Annotated in this window: 9 protein-coding genes; 6 read left to right on the forward strand and 3 right to left on the reverse strand. The window is 43.2% G+C overall.

The window, feature by feature from the left end:
- Positions 1-68 precede the first annotated feature (68 nt).
- Positions 69-2,501 carry an ABC transporter permease gene (locus F0145_RS18100; RefSeq protein WP_150090536.1) on the forward strand — a complete coding sequence of 811 codons (2,433 nt, stop codon included), beginning with the start codon at positions 69-71 and terminating at the stop codon, positions 2,499-2,501.
- A 73-nt stretch (positions 2,502-2,574) separates the two neighbouring features.
- On the opposite strand, the gene F0145_RS18105 is transcribed toward F0145_RS18100, so the two are convergent.
- Entirely contained in the window at positions 2,575-4,296 is a 1,722-nt protein-coding gene (locus tag F0145_RS18105) for a pentapeptide repeat-containing protein (RefSeq protein WP_150090538.1), read from the reverse strand.
- A gap of 562 nt (positions 4,297-4,858) precedes the next feature.
- On the opposite strand from F0145_RS18105, the gene F0145_RS18110 reads away from it, so the two are divergent.
- From F0145_RS18110 to F0145_RS18125, 4 genes are all read left to right on the forward strand, one after another.
- A complete protein-coding gene (locus tag F0145_RS18110; protein WP_150090540.1) occupies positions 4,859-7,219 on the forward strand; it encodes an ABC transporter permease in 2,361 nt (786 codons plus the stop codon).
- 85 nt (positions 7,220-7,304) lie between these two features.
- Entirely contained in the window at positions 7,305-8,135 is an 831-nt protein-coding gene (locus F0145_RS18115; protein WP_150090542.1) for a pentapeptide repeat-containing protein, read from the forward strand.
- Between the two features lie 279 nt (positions 8,136-8,414).
- Complete coding sequence (locus F0145_RS18120) at positions 8,415-10,847, forward strand: ABC transporter permease (RefSeq protein ID WP_150090544.1); 2,433 nt, start codon at positions 8,415-8,417, stop codon at positions 10,845-10,847.
- Positions 10,848-11,045: 198 nt separating this feature from the next.
- Positions 11,046-11,921, forward strand: coding sequence for an alpha/beta hydrolase (locus F0145_RS18125; RefSeq protein ID WP_150090546.1), 876 nt, complete (start codon positions 11,046-11,048; stop codon positions 11,919-11,921).
- 13 nt (positions 11,922-11,934) lie between these two features.
- Here F0145_RS18125 and F0145_RS18130 read toward each other — a convergent pair whose 3' ends face one another.
- Positions 11,935-12,507, reverse strand: a complete 573-nt coding sequence (locus tag F0145_RS18130; protein WP_150090548.1) for a pentapeptide repeat-containing protein — start codon at positions 12,505-12,507, stop codon at positions 11,935-11,937.
- Positions 12,508-12,553: 46 nt separating this feature from the next.
- On the reverse strand, positions 12,554-14,278 hold the full coding sequence (locus F0145_RS18135; protein ID WP_150090550.1) for a sensor histidine kinase: 1,725 nt from the start codon (positions 14,276-14,278) through the stop codon (positions 12,554-12,556).
- Positions 14,279-15,139: 861 nt separating this feature from the next.
- On the opposite strand from F0145_RS18135, the gene F0145_RS18140 reads away from it, so the two are divergent.
- Positions 15,140-18,346 (forward strand): SusC/RagA family TonB-linked outer membrane protein, encoded by a 3,207-nt coding sequence (locus F0145_RS18140; RefSeq protein WP_223816143.1) that lies wholly within the window; start codon positions 15,140-15,142, stop codon positions 18,344-18,346.
- The last annotated feature ends 4 nt before the right edge of the window (positions 18,347-18,350 follow it).

Consider the following 18,350-nt stretch of genomic DNA (forward strand, 5'->3'; position numbering starts at 1 on the left):
AATCCTGCCCCTCCAAAGGGGCACTTCGCATTAACGACAAAACAAAAGTTAGATAACAATATCGAACCATGCTTAAGAACTACCTGACGATTGCGATCCGGAATATTGCCCGGAACAAAGCATTTTCGGCGATTAATATTCTGGGTCTGGCTATTGGCATTGCCTCCTGCCTGCTCATAATTTTATTTGTGTTCGATGAAGTTAGTTACGACAAGCATTTCAGTCGGGCCGACCAAATTTACCGGGTTGGGTTTAATGGCCGGTTAAACCAGGAGGTGCTGGAATTTCCGATGACCGGGGCGCCGGTGGGCGAGCAGCTTAAAACCGTTTTCCCGGAAGTAGCGGCCTATACCCGCATTCGGGTAAATGGCAGTCCGTTTGTGACCTACAATGGCCAAACGTTTAAAGAAGAAAAGTTTGCCTACGCCGATCCTACTTTTTTTCAGGTATTTGATTTCCCGTTGTTGCAGGGCGATCCGGCCACCGCTTTATCCGACCCCAGCGGTATTGTCATTACCGAAGATTTCGCCCAAAAATATTTCGGGCAAGAAAACCCCATGGGCAAAGTGCTGGATTTAAAAGCCTGGAATGCTTCTTATAAAATAACCGGCGTTATCTCCAAAATGCCCGCCAATACCCATTTCCATTTCGATATGCTGGCCTCGATGCACAGCCACGGTTTAGCTAAAAACCCAGCTTGGTTAGGTTTTAATTTTTACACCTACGTGCTGGTAAAACCCGGTACCAACATGCGCCAGCTCGAAACTAAATTTCAGGCGGAAGCCGAACGCTTTATCTCCAAAGAAGTAAAAGACGGCATTGGCGTTAGTATGGCCGAGTTCCGGAAAGCCGGTAACGATTTTGGGTTATTCTTACAGCCCCTGACCAGTATACATTTGCGGTCGCAGTATAAATTTGAACTGGAGCCGAACGGCAATATTCAGTACGTATATATTTTTCTGGCGATTGCGGGTTTTATGCTCTTGATTGCCTGTATTAATTTTATGAATTTATCTACGGCCGGGGCTTCCAAACGGGCCAAAGAAGTAGGCATCCGGAAAGTATTGGGTTCGGTGCGCCAGCAGCTAATCTTTCAGTTTATGTCGGAATCGGTGCTGATTAGCTTTTGCGCGCTGTTTATTGCCATTTTTCTGGTGAGCCTGGCTTTACCGGTTTTCAACGACTTAACGGGTAAATCTTTCACCCTCGATTTTTTGCTACAGCCGGTTTACCTGGTGGGCTTGCCTGTATTTGGTATCCTGGTTGGTTTGCTGGCCGGCAGTTACCCCGCGTTTTATTTATCGGGTTTCCGGCCGGTAGCGGTTTTAAAAGGCAGTAGCCTGGGTAGCAAATTATTCAGCGGTAACCAGTGGTGGGGCAGTTTTCGGTTACGGAGCATGCTGGTGGTGTTCCAGTTTTTTATTTCTATAGCCTTATTGGTGGGTACGGTGGTAGTGTACCGGCAGCTAACTTATATGCAGCAAAAAGCGGTGGGCTACAGCAAAGAGCAGGTGCTGGTGGTGCAGGATAGTTACGCCCTTAAAAAGAACGAAAAAGTATTTAAAGAGAAAATAGCGCAGTTCCCGCAGGTAGTGCAGGCCAGTATTTCGGGCAACGTACCGGTTGGCGATTCGAAAGAAAGCAACAATGGCTTTTTCCCGCAAGATCGGAAAGGCCAGCCTATTGTAATGCGGCAATATTTAATCGACGAAAATTACCTGCCTACCTTGGGCCTCAAACTGGTAGCTGGGCGCAATTTTTCGAAAGATTTTAAAACCGATTCTTTGGGGGTGCTGTTAAACGAAGCCGCCGTAACGGCCCTGAACTGGCAGAAAAACCCGTTGGGCCAGAAAATTCAAGATGGTAATGGCCGCATCCTGCACGTAGTGGGCGTACTAAAAGATTTCCATTTTGAATCGATGCACCAGAAAATAGGTCCCATGGTCATGACCTACGGCGAAAACTCCGGCAGCGTACTCGTAAAAATTAAAACCGATAATATTCCGGGTTTGATAGCTTCTCTGGAAAATACCTGGAACGACCTGACTGCCGAAGCGCCGTTTGCTTATTCTTTCCTCGACGACCGTTTTGCCGAGGTGTACCAAACCGAACAGAAATTAGGTAAAATATTGGGCATCTTTGCCGGGCTTACCATTTTTATTGCCTGCCTGGGCTTGTTTGGGTTGGCAACTTTTACGGCCCAGCAACGGCGCAAAGAAATAGGCATCCGCAAAGTGCTCGGCGCCTCGGTCAGTGCCATTGTGGCTATGCTCTCAAAAGATTTTTTGAAACTGGTATTAGTAGCGAATTTAATTGCCTGGCCCCTGGCCTGGTACGGCATGCACCAGTGGCTCCAGGATTTTGCTTACCGCACCCAAATTAGCTGGTGGATATTTGTAGTGGCTGGTGCTTTGGCTATTATCATTGCTTTGGTTACTATTAGTTTCCAGGCGATAAAAGCAGCGGTGTCTAACCCGGTAAAATCGCTTAGGAACGAATAATCAGCTATCAGAAGAATTTTATTGTATTATGCATAGAGTTAGTTTGTCACTAACTTTATGCATAACATGAGGTTTAAACATATTTTCTAAATGCCGCAACGGTTTGATAAATACCATAGGCAATTAGGATTTTCCCTAAAATAAAGAAAAATGAACTTAGGATACCGCACAATGCACCTAAAATACCACCTGTTACTTTTCTAATAGAAGATGTTAGTTCATTGAATCCGGTTGGTAGCCAAAAATAATTTATGAATCCTGCCCAGAATGTTTGATCGTTTAGTAAAAAGTTATAATTATTAGTCCAAGGAAACCCGAATTCACTACTGCTCATAATAAATAAGCAATAAAAGACCAAGCCAGAACTAAATGTAAACACAACTGCTCTGCCCCAATCTAGACCATAATTGTTTGATATTTTGTTCATGAATAAAAGAAATGCATCTCCTTTTGATAAGCTTTTTAAATTCTTGGAGAACTTAATCATTTCAATTTTATGATAATTTAATGCTGAAATATTATTGTTTATTTTACGTGCTTCATGTTTTAATAACCTTGCTGTGCTGCAATCACTAATAGCATTCGATAATGTATTATTATCTTGAATATTTCCTGAAACGACGGTGCCATCAAAGCTTATACTCGATAAAAACACATTGCGTATATCTAACAGGCCACGTATAATGGCATTTGTAAATTTTAAAGTGCCAACTGGGTTCTGTTGCGAATTGATTTCAAAAATTCTGACTATACTTCCACTACCTATTATAGCACCTTGAAAGGAAATTGTTCCATCAAATTTTTTACTTATGCCATTAGCTAAATGGCTTCCTAGCCAAAAGGCTGAATCAATTTGAACACCAGTAAATGACAGAACTGCTGACTCAAAATTAATTTCTCTTAATTTTACTTCCTCTTTAAACCTGGAGTAGGCAAAGCTTAGATGTTTCTCTATAATTGTATTTTCAAAATCAATATTCTTGTTAAAAGTAGAATATGTAAAGTATGCTTTATTTCTGAAGGTAATGTCTTTTACAATTATGGATTCATGGAAGATTGCATTATGTGTGATTACCTTTTCTTCAAAGCATATTTTTGAAATATTAACCTTCCCATTAAATATAGTATTGCTAAAAACAGCCTCTTTAACTTTTATATATTCTTTAGTAATATCATTTCTTATACTGAATATAGAGTTAATAATAGAATTAGAAAAATCTAGCTTGCCTGCAAATGCTACATTGTTAATGCTTACATTTTTATTGAAAGTGGATTTGGTAAAATCAATAGGGGTGCTTACTATTGAATTCATTAAAATGATGTTCTCTTCAAATATGGAGTTAGAGAATTCGGTTATTGCTAAAATAGATTTGATAAAACTAATAGATTTGTTTATTTTTAAAGATCTGAAAATTGATGGTGTTTCAATTCTTGTATTAAAGAAATTTGCTTCTCCATGGAAAGAAGTAGTTATAATAGTAATGCCTTGCTCAAATATTACATTCCTTATATTTGTTGGCCCATTAATAGTAGATTGAAAAAATGAAACTGGCTTCTTAAATATTAAATTACAACAATAAAATCCAGGGCTAATTTTAGGTAAGAAGTCATCAACGTTATCATTAATTATATCATTCCTAATTTCTATTCCATCTATTGGATTATTTTGGATAAATTCATATAAATTAAAGTCTAATTGAATTTCACACCAGGACAAATCAAATGTGTCTGGCTTTTTATTCAGTAACTTTAATAAATCATCACAAGACTTTACAAGTTGATTTTCTTCTAACATATGAAGAATTATAATAGTCGTTTTTATTAAAGAGATATTGTATTAGGCAAAATTGTTTTTGTTAATCCCCCATGATGCGTAGTGTGAACAGAATGCCCTTCACTTAGCAAAGTAGTAAAAATAAGTGTTAACTTAATTATTCAACTTCGGAAAGACAGTAACAACAGGCAATTAACAGTAGTTTGGCCACTCGGGCCCTCGCGGACATAAGCAAACTTAAACAGCAGCTAATAGTTAGCACCTGTGCTTCGATAGATGCAATTTTTCAAATGATAAACCTCTTGCTAACTAACGCTTCTGCTTCAAAAACAGCTTAATAAAAGCTGGCTGTTCTGAAACCGGACGAACATTGTATCAAAACCGAACAAATTTTAATTTATTTAAATATTAGATATGAGTTAATTTGTTGATATACAATGTTTTGATAAACTGGCATTTTTATTATTACTTTTTCTAAAGCCGGAGGTAAACGCATGCCCTTTTTTTGCCAGACCCGACAAAAAATATTAAATTAAATAAAGCTGTTTTCCCAGCAGAAGCAGCTCTAATATAAACTGCATCTATGTTTAAGAACTACCTCAAAATTGCTTTCCGGAACTTGCTGCGGCACAAGATATTCTCGTTCATCAATATTTTTGGTTTGGCGCTGGGCATGACCTGTAGCATCCTGATTATGTTGTGGGTGCGCGACGAGCTGCGTTTTAACCGCTTTCATGCCAATTTAAATGATTTGTACCGGGTTATAGAAGAACAGCATTATCCGGGCGGCGAAAACTTAACCATGTCGTCGACCCCAGGAACGCTGGCCGAAGCGCTGAAAAAAGAATTTCCGGAAGTATCCCATGCCACCAAAGTAAGCTGGGATGAGCAGGTGCTTTTTACCCACGGCGACAAAAGTTTTAAAGAAACCGGTAACTACGTAAGTCCCGATTTCCTGCGGATGTTTTCGTTTTCGCTAGTGGCGGGTAATGCTAACACGGCGCTAAATCAGCCCAATTCAGTGGTGATTACCGAAACCTTAGCTAAAAAATATTTTGGTACCACCCAGGTGTTGGGCCAGGTGTTTAAAATAAATAACGCTGATAGTTACAAAATAACCGGCGTGCTGCGCGATGTACCCAAAAACTCTTCGCTGCAGTTTTCTTATTTAATGCCGGTAAATGATTACGAAGCCAAACCCGACAAACAATGGCTGAAATCCTGGGACAGCAACGGCATCCGGACCTTTGTGCAATTACACCCCAATGCCACCAAAGCCGGCCTCGACCCCAAAATTGAAGAATTTATTACCCAAAATAGCAAACAGACCCATATTAAACTCTTTTTGCAGCCGGTAAAAGATATGTACCTGCGCAGCGATTTTCAAAACGACCGCGTTGGCGGCGGACGCATTGCGTACGTGCGGCTGTTTTCGGTGGTGGCGGTGTTTGTGCTGTTAATTGCCTGCATTAATTTCATGAACCTTTCTACGGCCCGTTCGGCTAAGCGCGCGAAAGAAGTAGGCGTGCGTAAAGTTATTGGGGCCGTGCGGTCGGTGCTGGTGGGCCAGTTTATCGGCGAATCAATGCTTATTTCGTTGCTGGCAATATTTATTTCAATAGGCTTAACCCAGTTGTTTTTGCCGGCTTTTAATGAGTTTACCGGTAAGTCTATTATGCTTGGATATGCCGAGCCGGCTTTCTGGGGATCGCTGCTGGGTATTGCGCTAATAACCGGGTTGGTGGCGGGCAGTTATCCGGCCTTGTTTTTGTCTTCTTTTAAACCCGTAACCGTACTCAAAGGCACTTTAAAATTCAGCAACAGCGTGGCCTTATTCCGGAAAGGTTTGGTGGTATTTCAGTTTGTGTTATCGGCTATTCTTATAATTAGTACGCTGGTGGTTTACCGGCAGGTAGAGTACATCCGGAGTAAAAATATTGGTTTAAGCCGCGAAAATGTAGCTTATGTGTCGCTGGAAGGCGATTTAAGTAAAAACGCCGAAGCCTTTAAAAACCAGTTGGCGCAGGCACCTGGCATTAAAGCCGTAGGAGCCGCCAACCAAAGCCCCATTGCGGTGGGCAATAACGGCGGCGGGGTAGCTTGGCGGGGCAAAGACCCGGGTATCGATATTTTATTTTCTTTTTTACAAACCGATTACGGTTTTCCTCAAACCCTGGACGTGCAACTAAAAGAAGGCCGCTTTTTCTCTAAGGAGTTCGGGGCCGACTCCAGTAAAGTGCTGGTAAACGAAGAAGCCGTGCGAATAATGGGCTTTAAAGAACCGTTGGGCGAAAAAATTACTTTAAACGGGCAAGAAGTAAATATTGTGGGCGTGGTGAAAGACTTCCATGTGACATCGTTGCACGCGCCCATGCAGCCCTTGTTAATATTTTTAAGCCCGCAGAATGCTAATTTCCTTTTTGTGCGCACCGAAGCCGGCAAAACCAAAGAAGCCCTGGCCAGCCTGGAAAATTTAACCAAGCGGTTCAACCCAAATTATCCTTTTAACTACCGGTTCCTGGACGAAGATTTTGAACAAATGTACCGCAGCGAAGCCGTTATTGGTAAACTGGCCAATTACTTTGCCGGCATTGCCATTGTTATTTCTTGCTTGGGATTATTTGGCCTGGCCTTATTTACTGCCGAGCAGCGCACCAAAGAAATCGGCATCCGGAAAGTGCTGGGTGCTTCGGTAAGCGGCATTGTGGCCATGCTCTCCAAAGATTTCCTGAAACTAGTATTAATTGCCAACTTAATTGCCTGGCCGCTGGGCTGGTACCTGATGCATAACTGGCTGCAAAATTATGCCTTCCGGGCCGATATGGGCTGGTGGATATTTGTGCTGGCGGGCGGCGCCACCCTGCTGATTGCCTTACTTACGGTTAGTTTTCAGGCGGTGCGGGCGGCGCTTACCAACCCGGTGCAATCGCTTAGGAGCGAGTAAAATTTTTTTATCAAGATTTGTTACTTTTTGCCGGCAAGGCAGTGCTGTAAATATTAAGTTCTTTTTCACCTTTAAAAGTTGCCTTATGAAAAAGTATGCTCAGGTTTTGTTGCTGCTGTTGCTTTTGCCGGCGCTCTCTTTTGCGCAGAGCCGGATAGATGCCAAAGAAATTATTGCCAGAATAAATCGCGGCGAAGCCGTAAATTATAAAAATGCGCGCATTGAAGGAAACCTGGATTTTACCCAGTTAGCTAACAAAAAACTAAAGAAAGAAACCGATACCGAAGACCAGAGTAAGGTGTATATCAGTACGGTAGTAGCGCCAATCTCTTTTACCAACTGTACTTTCAGCGGCCACGTGCTGGGCTATTTTAACCCGGATAATTTTGATCTTTCGAATGGCGGCACGGTCCGGAATTTAACCAGGAGTTGGGTAGGCGAAGCGAAAAACGAAGTGTACAATGCTAATTTCGAAAAAGAAGTTACGTTTCTGAATTGCACCTTCGAGCAGAGCAGTAATTTTAAATATTCAGAGTTTAAAGAGGGCGTATCTTTTGCCGGCAGCCGGTTTGGGAAAGAAGCAGTTTTTAAGTATACTAAGTTTGAGAAAGCCGCTGATTTTAATAAAGCCCAGTTCCAGAACGGGGCCATATTTAAATACGTGAAATTTCCGCAGCAACCCAATTTTAGCGGCGCTGCTTTTGCCGGCGAAACCGACTTTAAATACGCCCACTTTCCGGAAGGCGTAAATTTCCAGAAAACCCAGTTTAAAGATTTCGCCAACTTTAAATATACCCAGTTTGCCGAACCCCTGAATCTGAAAGGCGCTGCTTTTAAAAAAGAAGGCGATTTTAAATATACCCAGCTAAACGGCCGCAAAGTTTCCAGTACTTATTTCCTGGATAAAGCCGAATAAGCCAACTTATAATGTTTCGGAAAGCTCCTATCGTGAGCGCCCGCGCTCGTGATTACTTCCTGCGGCCTCTGGCCGCCTTGATTTATAATTAAATGCCGTCGCTCGCGTCAGTCTCTGAGTGGTGTGTTTACATGAAAGAGAGTCTTTGATTTCCGGAAGTTAAAACTTCCATTTATAATCAGCTACCAGTTATGCTGCGCTAAACGGGCGCCAGCATGTGCTAAGTAATTTTTAAAGCACTTTAACCGCTTAAATATTTCACCTTTAAAGCCCAGTAGCATGTTTAAGAACTATCTTAAAATCGCTTTCCGGAATATGCTGCGGCATAAAATATATTCCTTTATAAATTTATTTGGCTTGACGGTAGGGTTAACCTGCTGCCTGCTGATTACGCTGTACATAACCAACGAGCTGAGCTACGATAAATACCACGCCAAAGCTGATCGCATTTACCGGGTTACCCGCAACTTTGTAAACCAGGATGGCACCGTAAACCTGCATTTAGGCAATATTGCCCCGCCTTTCGGGCCCTTGCTCAAAAGTTATTTCCCGGATTTAGAAGAAGTAGTTCGCATATTACAGAATAATGCGGTAGTGGCGGTTAACCCCGAGCGCACTTTTAACGAAGAAGATATTTTTTTTGCCGAGCCTGCTTTCTTTAAAGTATTTACCGTGCCGGTACTCAGCGGCAATCCGGCTAAAGCCTTAGACGAGCCCAATACGGTAATGCTGACTGCAGAAATGGCGAAGAAATATTTCCCGAACCAAAACCCGGTGGGCCAGGTGCTTCGCATGGACAGCCAGCTCAACCTGAAAGTAACCGGTGTCTATAAGTCGTTTCCGGCGAACTCGCATTTTCACCCAAACTTTCTGGTATCGTTTGCAACCTTAGAAGACAGCGCTGTTTTTGGCCGGGAGAACCTGCGCACCAACTACGGTAGCAATAATTTTGCGACTTATTTATTATTTCCGAAAGATTACCCGGTACAAAATGTGGAGGCACAGTTCCCGGCTTTTGTAGATAAAAGTATGCCGGCCGAGGGTGCTAATGCAGTTAAAGCCTCTTCCTGGACCAACTTGTTTCTGCAGAAATTAACCGATATTCACCTGTACTCGCACTTAGATGCCGAACTGGAAGAAAACGGCGATATTAATACGGTTTACCTGTTTACGGCCATTGCCTTGTTTATCCTGCTGATTGCCTGCATCAATTTCATGAACCTCTCCACGGCGCGATCTTCGATTAGAGCCAAAGAAATTGGCGTGCGGAAGGTAATGGGCGCGACCCAACCCAAACTAGTAGTACAATTCCTGGCCGAATCGATGATTTTTGCGATACTAGCGGTATTGATAGCTTTAATACTAACTAAGCTTATGCTGCCGGTAATGAATAGTTTTACGGACCGGGAGTTAAGTTTTACCATTCAAAATAGTTGGTTACTGGCATTAGCTATGGTGGGGCTAGCCGCTTTGGTCGGATTATTGGCGGGTTCGTATCCGGCTTTATTTCTGGCCTCGTTTCAGCCGGTAAAAGTACTCAAGGGCAAGCTAACAACCGGTAAAAACAGTATTTCGTTGCGCAAGGTGTTGGTGATTCTGCAATTTGCTATTTCGGTGGTGTTGCTGGTAAGTACCGCGGTGGTTTACAAACAATTAAGTTACCTCCGGAACCGGGCCTTGGGTTTAGACAAAGACCATATTGTGAACCTCAATTACAACAGTACCCAACTAGGACCTAAATACGAAGCTTTCCGGCAGGAATTATTGACCAATGCTGCTATAAAAGAAGTAGGCCGTTCCATTGGGGTTCCTTCCGACCGGTTATTAAACTCGATGGGAAATGTAAAATTACAAACAACCGATTCAATGGCTAATTCACCGGTCGCGTTCCAGTATTTAGGCATCGACCAGGATTTTATTCAGACTTATAAAATTAAATTACTAGCTGGCCGCAACTTCTCCGAATCGTACCCCACCGACGACTCCATGGCTTTTCTGCTGAACGAATCGGGTGCCCAATTATTAGGACTGAATAATCCGCAGGAAGGTATTGGCCGCTCGCTCGAATACGGCAACCGGAAAGGCCGCCTGGTAGGTGTGCTGCAGGATTTCCATTTCGAATCGATGCACGAAAAAATCAAGCCCATTATTTTTATTATTCCGGATGGCCGCCAATATTCCGATATATCGGTGAAGCTGCAAGGTAATAATATTGCAGAAGGGCTGGCGCACCTCGAAAAAACCTGGAAAAAATTTCTGCCCGAAAACCCCTATGATTATAATTTCCTCGACGAAAGCTTTGGCCGCTTATACGAGGCAGAGCAAAAGCAAGGCCTCCTGTTTACCATTTTTGCCGGTATTGCCATTTTAATTGCGTGTTTAGGTTTGTTTGGCCTGGCTTCTTTTGCCACCGAGCAGCGCACCAAAGAAATCGGTATTCGTAAAGTATTGGGTGCTTCGGTAAGCGGTATTGTAGCCATGCTCTCGAAAGATTTCCTGAAACTGGTGTTGCTGGCCAATATTATTGCCTGGCCGTTGAGCTGGTACGGCATGCACCGCTGGCTCCAGGATTTTGCTTACCGTACCAATATTTCGTGGTGGATATTTGGCGTTGCCACCGTGTTGGCCTTAGTTGTAGCCTTGCTTACGGTTAGTTTCCACGCTGCCAAAGCCGCCGTAGCTAACCCGGTTAAAGCTTTAAAAACAGAGTAGGAATATTTTTAAGGCCTTGGCTTAAAGCAACCGCTATAAATGAAGGGCCGGGTAAATAATGCCTGTTAGTTGCATCCGGTTCTGCATCGGCAATTAGTCAATAATATAAGAACAAGCTGAGCCATTCGCCATAAAGGCTAATATTTTTTTTGCCCAAATATTCCTTTAGCTTTAAGCCGAATATTGTTGTTGTTAAGGATGCGTCTAACAAAAACCATTTTATTTTTATGCTGCCTGAGCCTAACCTTTACCGGATTGGCCGCCCGGGTAGATACCCTCACAGTTAAAAGCCTGGTGCTGGGCAAAGCATCGCGGGCCGGAATAGTTTTACCCGATAGCTACCGCAAATCCAAAGCTGCTTACCCGGTGCTGTATTTATTGCACGGCGGGCGGGGCAACTACCGCGATTGGCTCTCTAAAACGCCTGATAAGCAACTGGTGCACCGGTTAGCCGACCAGTACCAGGTTATTATTGTCACACCCGATGCCGGTTATTCGAGTTACTACGTTAATAGCCCCGTTGATAAAAGCAGCCAGTACGAAACCTATATTACCCACGACCTGCTAACCCAAGTAGACGAAACATACCGTACCATCCGCGACCGGAAAGGCCGTATTATTACGGGCTTGAGTATGGGTGGGCATGGCGCTCTTTACCTAGCCACCCGCCACCCCAATTTATACTGCGCAGCCGGGAGCATGAGCGGCGCTTTGGATTTAAATACCGCTAACTGGAAACTGCCCGCCCAAAACCTGGCCGAAATAAACGGGCGTTTAGAGAATATTATGGGACCGCGCAACAGCATTCCTGATTTTTACCAGGCCAACTCAGTGGTAAATCTGGCCGAGAAAATAAACGCTAATAAATTGGCCCTGATTATAGATTGCGGTGTAGATGATTTTTTGCTAGAGCCAAACCGGGAACTGCACCGGCGCTTGGTTTATAACAAAACACCCCACGACTACACCGAGCGCCCCGGCGGCCACACCTGGGAATATTGGGAAAATGCCCTGCCTTACCATCTAATATTTTTCCAGAAAGTGTGGCAGGCCAACGGTGCTTTAAAAATGTAGACCCACAAGTTTATTAACTGATTACGAGTTCGTACTTATCTAACAAACCGCTTAGCCCAAGCCGGGAGAACCGGGCTTTTTTTATCTTGTTATATTCCGGGTCTATTGAAAAGTTATAAGCTTCCCGGAAATCAGCTTTTTCTAAATTACTTTCCCGAAATATTGCCCGCGTTAGATCCGAATGGGTAAAATCGGCACCTGTTAAGTTGCAAGCTTCAAAGTTTACTTCTTTCAGGCTGCAGCTAATAAATGGCGTAGCTTTTAATTTTTTTTGCCGGAAATCACAAAAGTCGAGCAGGCAATGGCTAAACGAAATGGAAAACAGAAAATCGGAGCAGGCACTAAAGTTAACGCCTACTATTTTGCAATGGCTGAATTGCGCATTTTCTAACTTTACCTGCGTTAGATCAGCCAAGCTAAGGTTGCAGGTATCAAAAACGCAGTCGCTGAAAACAGCGCCTTTTAGTGATGTTTGCGTAAAATCGCAGTGTTTAAAAGTGCAGCTATTAAATTCAGTGCCGGCCAGCTTCTGGTCGGCGAAATTAGCTTTGGTAAATATTTCTTCGGCGTAGTAAAGTTCGGCCATGCTTAAATAAAGTAAAAGCTAAAATTACCGGTAATTTTTAAAAGTATTATTTTTTCTGCTGGGGCAGAAAAATGGTAAAGCGGGTGCCAACGCTTTCGGTACTTTCTACCTGAATGGTGCCACCGTTGTTTTCAATGGTTTGCTTTACCAGAAATAAACCAATGCCGCTGCCTTCTACGTGCTTGTGAAACCGCTTGTAGATGGTAAACAAGTGCGCCACCTGGTACTCCGACATGCCTAATCCGTTATCCTGAATAATTAATTCTAAGCCATTGGGTACTGCCTGCGATCGGATGTCTACTACCAACGAACGGTCGGGTACCCGGTATTTAAGGGCGTTAGAAAATAAATTAAACAAAACGCTGCGCAGGTGTATCTGGGAAAAAACGATGGTATCTACTTCTAAATATTTATTTATTTGAGCGTCGCTTTGCTCTATTTCCCGGGCAAGTTCTTTTTTTATTTCTTGTATTAATTTGGTTAAAGAAAATGCCACCTGCTTGCCAATAATAAGCTGCTGCGATTTAATAATTTGGGTTAGGCCTTCGATGGTACTTTTAAGGCTGGCAATAGAATTTGCTACCATAATTACCAACTTTTCTTCGTGCGCCTGCATGTGCGGCTCCAACGATGGCCTTAACTCTTGCAATAAAAGTTCTAAGTTGTAAATGGGGGTTTTCAGGTCGTGGCTGGCCATGTGCACAATGTAATCTAAACTCTGATTTAATCGCGATAGCTCTTTGTTTTTAGCTTCTAAAGCCTGGCTGCCTAATAATGCTTCTTTGGTCATAACCGCCAGTTCGCGGTTACCAATTTTTACATCGGCCAGGGCTTCGCTTAGTTCCTGGTTGCGGCCCGAAAGGTCGGTGTTGGTTATTTGGAGTTCCTGGTGCGCTTTGCGGAGCCGGGCATCCAGGGCGTTTAGCCGGTGCAAATAATAATAAGTTATGGGCAGTGTAATGAGGCAGGTCAGAATAAAAAGACTTAAAATTCCCAATCCGGGCGTTAGGTTCCATTCGCTTAAGGTATACAGGTAAAAGCCCATAAATATAGGCGACACCAGCAAAAAATAACTAAACGAGTAACGGGCCAGCATGCCTCCCAAGTAAGGGCTGTATACTATTTTCATCCAGCCTTTGCTGGGGCAGTAAAATAAAAGCCCTAAGCTGATCAGCGCCAGCGTTAAGGCCGTGTGGCTGGTTATACCCGAAAAGTTTTTCAGCGGGTACAGGCCATCTATGTTATATAAATTGCCAATAAGCGAAGCATAAGCCAGCAGAAACAAAAAAGCAGCCATTAATTGGCCCGGCAGGGTCCATCCTAAACTAAAGCTCAGCAGAATCAGAGCCAGTAAAATTAAATTCAACCCGTTTAGCAACAGCACCCAATGGGGTATTTCCTGCTGGGCAAATTCCTGAGCCGATTCGGCTAAAGTTACAGGAAATAAGTGCCAATCGGTTTGCCAGAAGAATTCCGCCAGATATAAAAAAGCTAGTAGTAGAATGAGCATTGCTCCCAGCCGCACTATTATTAACCAATTGCGGTGCAGGTAAAACAGGCCGCCGCTGGCGAGTACCAGTGCCAGTGCCAGGTGCCATTGCATGTTGGTTTCCCAATTGGCTTGTCTGGTTTGGTTAAATATAGTAAAGAAGTGGTTAAACAAATCGAGCAACCCCAGCGCCAAACCAGCCCAGGCCAACACAAGTGAATATTGTTTCCATTGGTTTTTCCGGACAGTGGGCGAGTGCTGTGTTAGGTTTTGGTTAATCAATGGTGTTAGGCGTTAAAGATTAAGCAAACAAAAGCGCTTGGTTGTATGCTAAGCCAGAAATAATGCTTTTACTTTTTACCAGCGCTTATTGGTTTGGCAAAATAGCGTAAGGCTAAAGAGAACTTGCCATTACTTCTAAAGATATACTAAATCTTTGAAAAATTTAACTTTTTATATAAGGTGCTTCTGGATAGGTAATAAAATAATCTATTTTGAAGCAATCTGGCCAGGTAAGTTCACTTAAATTTTAGAAAAGAGGTGGGTAAGGCTAAAGTTGTTTCTGCTAAGAATTGCTAACAACTGTTCGGAAACGAAAAAATAGAAAAAAAACATATAATAACGTTGTCGCATTTTAAATAGTTATGCTATACAGGTTTAATATGGGCAAAAATAAAATAAATTAAACAGTTTATTAAAATTTTTACACCCAAACGCCTTCAGCGTGGTTACATTCAAATTTTAATATTGTTAGGTTTTACTTATTTTTATTAAAAATACAGAAATTTAAATATTTATATAGCTTAAATAGAAGACAACATCATCAGTTAATCATTTATAAGTAGCAGGTTACTGGAATTAATTGCGCGCGTTTTAATTGTCAATCAGATTATTTCCACCTTACACCTTAAGGACTAAAAAGAAAATAGTATGCATAAGATTTAAGTATTTTGGGTAAGTAATTATGCTTTAACTTTTTGGCACGAGTAAAGTAACCCGGTTCAGAATATGGCCACCGTTGTGTAAACGGTTCACCTCCAACCTTGCAAAGTCGAGTTAATCGCTAAACTTTTCTTTCATATAAAATTAAACACACACAAATACATTAATTACATCCAGTAGTTTTTCTTAAGTTAAACACCTATGCAAAAAACCTTTACGCCTCGATTAGGCAAATTCGGTCTGGCTACAGCGCTGGTTTGCCTTTATTTTTCAGGGGCAGCGCAAACCCAACAGATTCCGGCAACAGCTATGGCGGTTGCCCGCTCCGCCAGTACGGCCAACTCGCCTGTTTCAGCCGTCGCCTCGGCCGTTTTGCCGGTTATTGATATTCGTGGAAAAGTTACCGACGATAAAGGTGATCCCTTACCCGGGGTAACAGTAGTGGTAAAAGGCACCACTAACGGAACTGCCACCGGTGCCGATGGTACTTATACCCTTAATTTACCGGAAGCCTCGGGTACTTTAATATTTTCTTACATTGGTTATGTTACCCGCGAAATACCCATTACCGGCAGCCAAACCACCATTAACGTTACCTTACAAGTAGATGCCAAAACCCTGGAAGAAGTAGTAGTGGTAGGTTACGGTACTCAGAAAAAAGCCAACGTTACCGGAGCGGTATCATCTATTACGGTTGACAACCAGGTTTCAAGCCGGGCAGTACCCAACGTTTCATCGGCTATGTCGGGTTTGGTGCCAGGTTTGGCGGCTGTGCAATCTTCCGGTATGGCCGGCAGAAATGGTGCGGCTTTGGTTATTCGCGGTATTGGTTCGGTTAACGGCAACAGTGCTCCGCTGGTAGTAGTTGATGGTATGCCCGATATTGATATTAACCGCATCGACATGAACGATGTGGAAAGTATTTCGGTACTGAAAGATGCTGCTTCTGCGGCGGTATACGGTTCCAGAGCAGCTAACGGGGTAATATTAATTACCACCAAATCTGGTAAAGGCAAGAAAAAGGCTACTATTAACTTTACCAGCACCAATGCCCTCGAAACGCCTGTCCGGTCTTATGATTTTATGTCGGATTATCCCCGGGCTTTAACGCTGCACCAACGGGCGCAGGCGGTTGGTACCCTGCCATCGAACTTTAACTTCCGGAACGGTACTATTGACCAGTGGATGGCTATGGGCATGATAGACCCGGTAAGATACCCCAACACCGACTGGTGGAATGTTATTATGCGCGATGGCATTATTAGCCGCCAAAATCTTTCGGCCTCCGGCGGTAACGATTTATCTAATTTCTATATCTCCGTGGGGATGGTAGACCAACAGGGCTTGCAGATTAACAATGATTATAAACAATATAACGCCCGGATAAATTACGATTACAAGGTTCGGAATAATATAAATGTAGGTATTAAACTTACGGGTAATTCTTCTAAGCTTTCTTACGCCTTAGAACAAGGCTTTACCGATAGTGATGGTACCAACACGGCAGGTTACGACATGCAGTACGCCATTGCCGGTATTTTGCCTTACGACCCAACTACCGGTTACTTTGGTGGCGTTATGGCTTACGGCGAAGACCCCCAAGCTTATAACCCTTATACCGTTTATGTAAATAACCTTACCCGCCAGAACCGTCAGGAAGCTAATGGTAATATTTTTGCCGATTGGTCGCCGATTGAAGGATTAACGGCTCGGGTTGATTATTTTATAAATTATGCCAACCAGTTCCAGTACAATGCTAATATGCCCAACCAGGCATATAATTTTCAGCAAGGCGCTTTTGGTAGCCGGGTTTATGTAGGTTCTAATGCCGGTATCAGCAACCGGACCGATTCGGACTACAAAACCATGTTTACCGGCCGGTTAACGTACAACAAAAAACTGGCAGCTAACCACGAACTTGGCCTGTTGGCGGTTTATAGCGAAGAATACTGGAATGAGCGTTATCAGGGCAGTGGCCGGTCGGACCGGTTATATCCTACTTTACACGAAGTAGATGCTGCCCTTACCTTGCCCGGCATGGTTTCGGCGAGTGGCGGTGTTAGTACCGAAGGCCTGCGCTCTTACATTGGCCGATTAAATTATACTGCCTTCGATAAATACCTGTTAGAAGCTAACTTCCGGTACGATGGTTCTTCTAAATTTGTGGAAGGTTCTCAGTTTGGTTTCTTCCCTTCCGTAGCTGTAGGGTGGCGTTTTGTGGAAGAAAGCTTTTTGAAAGATTTTACCAGCCGCTTCTTAAGTAATGGTAAACTGCGCATGTCGTACGGTGGTTTAGGTAATAATTCTGGAGTAGGCCGCTACCAGCAAAAAGAAGTACTTGCCAATAATAACTACATGATTGGCAATAATATTGTAAAAGGGTTTGTTTACAGCAAAATGATTAACCCTGATTTGTCTTGGGAGTCTACTAATGTATTTAACTTAGGTTTAGACTTAGGCTTTCTGGACAACCGTTTAAGCGCCGAGTTAGATTATTATAACCGGTTAACTACCGGCATGATTCGTCCTTCGGAGTTTTCCATTCACTTATCCGGCGCTTATAACCCGCCACCGCCACGTAATATTGGTAACCTCCGTAACCGGGGCGTTGAGGCTAATTTAAATTGGTCCGACAATTTCCGTGAGGTAAGATACGGTCTTAACCTGAATGCATCTTACAACCGGAATGTGCTGGAATCGTGGAACGAGTTTATTGGCCGGGGTGCATCGCATAACAGTAACCAAATATTTGTGAATATGCCGTATGGTTTTATTTATTCTTACGAGGATATGGGTATTGCCCAAACCTGGCAGGATATTTATAATGCCACTCCCCAGGGCGCCTCGCCGGGCGATATTTTGCGCCGAGACTTAAACGGCGATGGTCGGATTGACGGTAACGACAGAAAAGCTTACCCCAATGTACAACGCTTGCGTCCTTCCACTAACTTCTCGCTTAACGCCAATGCTTCCTACAAAGGGTTTGATTTACTCGCTTTGTTCCAGGGTTCAACCGGCCGGAAAGATTTCTGGTTAAATAATTACAACAACGTAAACTTTGGCACCCAGCGTTACGCCTCTACCTGGCAGCATTGGAACAACCCCTGGAACCTGGAAAACCGGGCGGGAGCATGGCCGCGCTTGGCTGGTAATGCAAACCGCGAAGAGACTACTTTCTGGCTAGACGATATGAGCTTTATCCGGATTAAAAACCTACAATTAGGCTACACCATTCCGGCTACCATCTTAAACAAAATTGGTGTAACCAGTCTGCGTGTTTTCGGTTCAGCCGAGAACCTGGCAACTTTCACCAATTTCCGGGGTCTCGATCCTGAAAAAGGTGCCGACAGAAACGACATGTACCCGATTGTAAAATCTTATTCACTAGGTGTAAACCTAAGTTTATAATTAT

Origin of the sequence: Adhaeribacter rhizoryzae (genome assembly GCF_008629685.1) — a bacterium.
GTDB lineage: Bacteria > Bacteroidota > Bacteroidia > Cytophagales > Hymenobacteraceae > Adhaeribacter > Adhaeribacter rhizoryzae.